The organism is Colwellia sp. C1TZA3 (assembly GCF_007954265.1).
GTDB lineage: Bacteria > Pseudomonadota > Gammaproteobacteria > Enterobacterales > Alteromonadaceae > Cognaticolwellia.
Window position 1 is genome coordinate 1 of record NZ_VOLS01000096.1, and the last position, 6,809, is coordinate 6,809.

Annotated in this window: 6 protein-coding genes; 2 read left to right on the forward strand and 4 right to left on the reverse strand. The window is 38.9% G+C overall.

Going from position 1 to position 6,809, the window contains the following annotated elements:
* Nucleotides 1-291 precede the first annotated feature (291 nt).
* Nucleotides 292-540, reverse strand: a complete 249-nt coding sequence (locus ESZ39_RS16820) for a DUF3297 family protein (protein WP_146881081.1) — start codon at nt 538-540, stop codon at nt 292-294.
* 617 nt (nt 541-1,157) lie between these two features.
* Between ESZ39_RS16820 and ESZ39_RS16825 the strand changes: the two genes are divergently transcribed.
* Nucleotides 1,158-1,784 (forward strand): GNAT family N-acetyltransferase, encoded by a 627-nt coding sequence (locus tag ESZ39_RS16825; RefSeq protein ID WP_146881082.1) that lies wholly within the window; start codon nt 1,158-1,160, stop codon nt 1,782-1,784.
* A 213-nt stretch (nt 1,785-1,997) separates the two neighbouring features.
* Here the strand turns inward: ESZ39_RS16825 and ESZ39_RS16830 are convergent, their stop codons facing one another.
* Both ESZ39_RS16830 and ESZ39_RS16835 read right to left on the reverse strand, forming a co-directional pair.
* Nucleotides 1,998-2,759, reverse strand: coding sequence for a haloacid dehalogenase type II (locus ESZ39_RS16830; protein WP_146881083.1), 762 nt, complete (start codon nt 2,757-2,759; stop codon nt 1,998-2,000).
* The gene (locus ESZ39_RS16835; protein WP_146881084.1) at nt 2,759-3,409 is read right to left on the reverse strand and encodes a peroxiredoxin-like family protein; all 651 of its coding nucleotides are present in this window, start codon (nt 3,407-3,409) and stop codon (nt 2,759-2,761) included. Before ESZ39_RS16835 ends, ESZ39_RS16830 begins: the two co-directional genes overlap by 1 nt.
* A gap of 124 nt (nt 3,410-3,533) precedes the next feature.
* Here ESZ39_RS16835 and ESZ39_RS16840 point away from each other — a divergent pair, with 124 nt between their 5' ends.
* Nucleotides 3,534-4,418 (forward strand): LysR family transcriptional regulator, encoded by an 885-nt coding sequence (locus ESZ39_RS16840; RefSeq protein WP_146881085.1) that lies wholly within the window; start codon nt 3,534-3,536, stop codon nt 4,416-4,418.
* Between the two features lie 41 nt (nt 4,419-4,459).
* Here ESZ39_RS16840 and ESZ39_RS16845 read toward each other — a convergent pair whose 3' ends face one another.
* Complete coding sequence (locus tag ESZ39_RS16845) at nt 4,460-6,406, reverse strand: DNA topoisomerase III (RefSeq protein WP_146881086.1); 1,947 nt, start codon at nt 6,404-6,406, stop codon at nt 4,460-4,462.
* Nucleotides 6,407-6,809 lie beyond the last annotated feature (403 nt).

Genomic DNA, 6,809 nt, shown 5'->3' on the forward strand with positions numbered 1-6,809 from the left:
TAGTTAAAATAGCTCAAGGCTGTGTTGCTCTCAATCCCAATAGCCAGCTATTGCTCAATCGAGCGCCTTACCTTGAGTTATTTTTCCTGCGCACAACAAGATCACAAACTTAATGGAACTGGTATTATTCCTCGTTAATTAGTGGCGCTTAACAGCAGATATAAAATTTAAAACAGTAAGCTGAACTTCAAATTACTGTTTCTACTATTTTAATGACATAGATAATAAAAAGCCCCGTGCAATATTTCTTGGACGAGGCTAACTAGGTTGCCGACTTTTCATTAATAGTTATTAACGATAAAACGCTTCAACTGTGCCTTTTACCTTCATCAAAAGCGGTTGGCCGCGACGGTCCAGCGCTTTGTGCGTGGCGACTTTTACCCAGCCTTCACTGATGCAATATTCTTCAACATCTGAACGGTCTTTGCCGTTGAGCATAATACCAATATCATGCTCAAAAATTTCTGCCACATGATGTGGGCTACGGGGATTAATCGAAAGGCGATCGGGTAAAGCGGGTAGCGATTTAGTGTCATTCATCTTGGTGACCTGTAGTAAATAAAAAGTGCGCTATTGTAGGCAATATAAACATTGCCCTCAATAGTGCTTGGCGTATTTAAAAGCTATTTTGGCTTTATTGCCTTAATATTAGATGCGTGGTTAGGCATTTACCTTGCAGTAGAAAGGACTATCTAGGCTGCAACGTAAGGTTTTCATTATTAGCTTAATGCTGCAACAACTAAGAAGCGCTCAAATTATATGCTTAAGATCCAATTATCAAGTACAACTAAGCACAATACTTTTTAAACATTAGCCCCACATTGACTAATACCAATCCCATTAAGTTATTGCTCACTTGTACTAGTTAAAATAGCTCAAGGCTGTGTTGCTCTCAATCCCAATAGCCAGCTATTGCTCAATCGAGCGCCTTACCTTGAGTTATTTTTCCTGCGTACAACAAGATCACAAACTTAATGGAACTGGTATTACGCTTAAAAATCAAATTCTGGCATGACAGACAGACTAGTGGTATAAACAAGCCAGAGCATAAAGTCTGCAGTAATAGCAAAAATTTTGCCTTAAATTTACTGTGCCAACCACTTAAGGCAGTCGCTTGTTACCCGGTGATGTATCACCGTTAAGCCAAGCACTGAAATATGATGAACTTAACAATAGAATTTAATAAACCAGCAATAAAAAGTGCCTTTGACTGGCAATTAGCACAAGAAATTAATGTCAAAAATGACGAAAACCAAGTTATTGCCAAAGCAGAAATTGAAATAATTACTTTAAATAAACACCGTGGCGCTGACGAAAGTTATGAATTATTAAGCCAGCACGACGCTACTGACTGGGAAGTACCATTAAATTTGTTTTTTAAAAAACAAAATATTGCTGCTGATTTAGTCGAAAAATTACAAGTAAAAGTAGATGCTAAAGCCAAAGATCATATATTAATTGAAGCGATTAGTGTTTTGCCAGCATTTCGCAAGCAAGGAGTTGCTAAGTTTTTATTGAAAGAAATTGCCGAGCATTACAGTAAAGTTCAATCAATCTCAGTGCTTAGTATGCCAATGAGTTTATTTGTGGATGCACAAGATTGCGAAACAGAAGAAAATAAAGCTTATTATCAAGCAATGAATTTAGCCGAAGATGAGTTAAATAACAAGCAATTAAGTGCTTTTTTCGAGCATTCAGGTTTCACTCATTTAGCCATTGACGATAGCGCTTTAGAGGCTCCATTACCCTTTAAGGTATTTATGGCTAGCCCCAAAACACTCTAGTACCCGTTGGATTTTTTTACAAAGATCATCACGCTTGCACATCGAGATTTAGATAGATAGAAGTGTGAATGTCGTGAAACCATGAATAGTGTGAACGACTATATGATCCTAAATCTCTGTTCAGCATCATAGAAAATACGGCATTGAGATAAGTTAAAAAAGCAGCCAATATTATTCTGATATTGGCTGCTTCGTTTTACATTATAGTCCTGATTACTTAAGTAGAGTGACTAATTCAGTTAAGTCTTTCACAACGTGGTCAGGCTTTTTCGCCAATGGATAAAGCGCTTTACCTGGGCGAGCAATAAAGGTGGTTTGCAGACCTGCTTCTTTTGCGCCAGCTACATCCCAGCCATGTGCAGCTATCATCATCGCCTCTTCAGGTTTTACATTAAGCTTTTTCAATACCCATTCATAAGCACGTAAATCTGGCTTATAAATTTTTATATCTTCAATACTGTAGCGTTCATCAAAATACGACGTTAAGCCTGTACTTTCAAACTGTGCTTTTACACCTTTATTTGAAGAATTGGTTAGGCTGACTAACTTATAACCTTGTGCTTTTAATTTCGCCAAGGCACCTTTTACATCACCATGCGGTGGTAGCGTTAAAAGTGGCGTTATAATCGCGGTTTTAGCTTGCTCGCTGGTGATCTCAATATTGTTGTTTTGCGCCACCATTAATAATGAAGCCACACCAATTTGACCAAAATCGTGGTAATCATTCATTACGGTAGAAACTAGCGAGTGATGTAACATAGTAGAAAACCAAAGTGGCAGTAAATCTTCACGTCCGCCAAGCGCTTTACCAATAGAGGTTCGCATTGAGGTCAAATCAAGCAGAGTTTCATTTACATCAAAAATGAGCACTTTAGGTTTACTTGGTGTTTCATTAGCCATAGTAACTCCAGATAAAAGGCTTGCACCTACTAACAGTGAAAGCGTAAGGGTTTTGAGTGATTGTAAAGCTGACATTAAATATTTTCCAATTTTAGGCTAGTGAGTATATCTTCAGGTTCTGCACGTAAAGTATAATCTTCACTGACAAATGCGTAGGTGATAATGCCGTTTTGATTGATTACATAAGTCGCCGGCAGCGGTAATTTAAAGCTTTTGTCACCGTAATATTTTTCAAAATCAATACCAAATCCGCTGTATAAACTTTGAATACGCTCATCTAACGTAAATAACAAGCCAAACTGGTTCGCGATGGTATTGCTGACATCTGACAATACATCAAATTCCAGTTCATTCTTTTGTGCGGTTGATAATGTTTCATCAGGCAACTGTGGTGAAATAGCAACTAACTGAGCATTCTGCGCTTTAAATTGCGGTAAATAATCATTCAATGCTTTTAACTCTAAATTACAGTATGGGCACCAAGCACCTCGATAAAAGCTTATTATTACCGGGCCATTGGCCAATAACTTACTTAACTCTACGGTATTGCCACGGTGATTAACGAGGCTGAAATCCTCAACTTTTTGGCCAACTTGTAAGGCGTTATCCCTAACATGCTGGGCAATAAGTTCTTCGTTAGTGGTGTTCATTAATGCTAAAACTTCAGCCGGTAATTTGGCATCTTTTTGCACGTTATAGGCGTCTATTTTTGCTTTTAAACTCATTGATAAAACCTGGGTAATTAAACTTTTTCATCATTATAATGTTTTAGTTATTTAAATAAACATTGCAAAACTGAAAGCTTCATTCGAAAATATTAAACATTGAAAAACACATAATGGCGCTGTGATGTATAACATAAGCGATTTAGAAACTTTTATTGCCGTAGTAGAAAACAAAGGTGTTTTGGCCGCCGCGCGTGAACAACGTTTATCGCCCGCGACGGTCAGCCATCGATTAAGTAAATTAGAACGCGAACTCTCAACCGTTTTAGTATTTAGAGATAGCCGCAGAGTGCGTTTATCGCCAGCTGGTGAAGTTTTTTATACTCGAGTAGGCGCTATTATTGAAGCACTACATGATGCTGAACACAGTATTGGCGCTCGCGGTTTGGCTGTAAATGGTTTATTAAGAGTAACGATGCCGCCTTGGGTTTTTTCCAAATACGTTATGCCAAAGCTGACGCAATTTGAAGATGCTTTTCCTGATCTAAAACTTGATTTTTTAATCACAGATCACTTTGTTAATGTCGTTGATGACGCTCAAGATGTTGCCATAAGAGTTGGGCAACTAAATGACTCAGGCTTACTTTCGCGTAAGTTAGTTAATAACACTCGTATACTTTGTGCCGCGCCAAGCTATATTGAAAAACACGGCATGCCCAATAATTTAACCCAACTAGGCGAGCATTATTGGGTGTGTTTACCATGGCAAAGGCAATTAAAGTTATTTGATAAGCAAGGCAAGATAAAGAGCTTTAATGCAAAAATACGTTTTACTATTTCAAATTCAGACAATATGACGCAAGCCGCAATAGCAGGTCACGGTATTGCTATCAAATCAAGAATAGCGATTAATAATGAGTTAAATGACGGTTCTTTAATTGAAATTATGCCTAAAGTGATGGCGCAGAGTGATGCCCCAGTGTGGTTTTTACGCCCGCAAAATAGTTTAACAACACGAAAAACTGACGTGTTTTATGATTTTATGAAGTCGTTATTTATTCATTGCTAGTCAACAGTTGTTAGGCGCTTCTAATAGACGTTTTGTAGTTATTACTTCGCTGGCTTTTTTTTCCATGTTGTGGACTTTTTAGCTTTCGATTTTCGCTTAAAAGCCACTTTGGGTAACTGTGCAAAAGATTGCTGCTCAGACTGCTTGATCATCTCGGCTATCGTTGATGTTAAAGGACTGATTAAATCTTCATAACGACTTTTTTTCTCACTAATATTGGTGAGAGTGGCTTCCCAATGCGCGGTCATATCTGGCATGGTCGCGGCAATAGGTAAGGCGTTAATTAGCGATGTACCAATAACTGTCGCATGTATATTCTTGCCTTGGCGCTGCAAATAATCACGTTTAAACAATAAATCGATAATACCGGCACGCGTTGCTTCAGTGCCTAAACCATCGTTTTCTCGTAAAAGTTTTTTTATCTCATTATCACTGACAAACCTAGCAATGCCGGTCATAGCGCTTAATAAGCTAGCATCTGTAAACTGCTTCGGCGCTTGTGTCATACGGCTAATGAGTTCGCCATGACGACAAAGTACTTGCTCGCCTTTAACTAGTTTTGGCAGTAGTTGATTATTAAGCTGCTCATCATTATCTTGCGCTGCGTTGTTAGGCTTATTTTTTGCACGCTGAAATAACACCTTCCAACCTTGAGCAATCGGGGTTTTAGCATTAGCACTGAATTTCCCACCCGCAATTAGCAGCTCAACCCGACACTGGTTATATTGGTATGGCGGATAAAATTGCGCTAAATACTGCCGAACAATAAGAAAATAAACTTGCTTTTCAAAGGGGTTTAACGACAACTTGTTCGCCGACTTCTCGGTTGGAATAATGGCATGATGAGCGGTTACTTTAGTATTATTCCAAGCCTTACTTTTTAATGAGCTATCAGCGCCTTGGGCAAACTTAGCATAGTCTTCATCAGCGCTGGCTAACATAGCAATAATGCCTTTAGCTTGGGCATGATGTTCAGTCGGTAAATAGCGACAATCAGAGCGAGGGTAAGTGACAAGCTTATGCTTTTCATACAATGCCTGACAGACATCTAATACCAATTTGGCATTCAATGAATATATTTTTGCCGCGTCAATTTGCAGCGCTGATAAGCTATAAGGTAACGCCGCCGCTTGCTTTTTTTGCTGCTCGACAACGGAGCTAACTTCAGCGGTTTTATTGTCAATACGGCGGACAACGTTTTCAGCTAAAGCTCGATTAAGCACGCGGCCTTCTTCATCCATATGCGGTTGGCAGGCCTCGCTGGGTTGCCACTTTGCAATGAATTGCGCTTGGTTATTGGTTTGTAAATGCGCATGCACATCATAAAAATCTTTCGCGACAAAATGGTCAATTTCTTGTTGGCGTCGCACTACTAAACCTAAAATCGGCGTTTGCACCCTGCCCACAGATAATACGCTATTAAAACCGGCTTTTTGCCCTTGTAAGGTATAAGCTCGCGTCAAGTTAATACCATACAGCCAATCTGCTCTTGAGCGCGCTAAAGCAGAAATTGATAAGGGCATAAACAATTGATTACTTTGTAAGTTAGCCAGCGATCTTTGCACTGCGGGTAAGTTTAAGTCGCTAATTAACAAACGCTTAGTATTTTGCTTCTTCTTCGCTGATACCTTAAAAAAGTCTATAACCTCATCAACTAGCAATTGACCTTCACGGTCAGGATCACCAGCGTGAATAATTTCATCTGCTTGCTTAACCAGTTTTCGTAATACGGTCAGTTGTGAACGAGTTTGTGCTTTAGGTTTTAGTTGCCATTGCTCTGGTACGATCGGTAAATGGGCCATTTGCCATTTTTTAAATGCGGGATCATAATCTTCAGGATTCGCTTGTTCAAGAATATGACCAATACACCAACTGACTACGTCACCATTGGCCAGGGCGATATAACCTTGATGATTTTTTTGAGGTTTTGGCAATGCGGCGGCAATTGCCCGACCTAAGCTTGGTTTTTCGGCGATATATAATTTCAAGGTGAAGGCTTATCTTTAGGGCAAAGGCTGCTGATGTTTTAGATAGCCTAGCATTTAAAACTGGTTATTTATACAGTTAAGCGAAAGTTACAACATGGCTTTTACAGATAGTAATAGCAATTTGATTAATTAAGTGATCACCTTTTTCATGAGGAAAAATGGATAAATACAAGGCATAAAATTTAGTCAGTAGTTATTCACCTTATAAATTTTATAACGCTGTAGTTATTCATTTTAACCATTAAAAATGAGCAGGTAATTAATCAGCTTGGTATTATACCAGTTCCATTAAGTTTGTGATCTTGTTGTGCGCAGGAAAAATAACTCAAGGTAAGGCGCTCGATTGAGCAATAGCTGGCTATTGGGAGTGAGAGCAACACAGCCTTGAGCTATTTTAACTAGT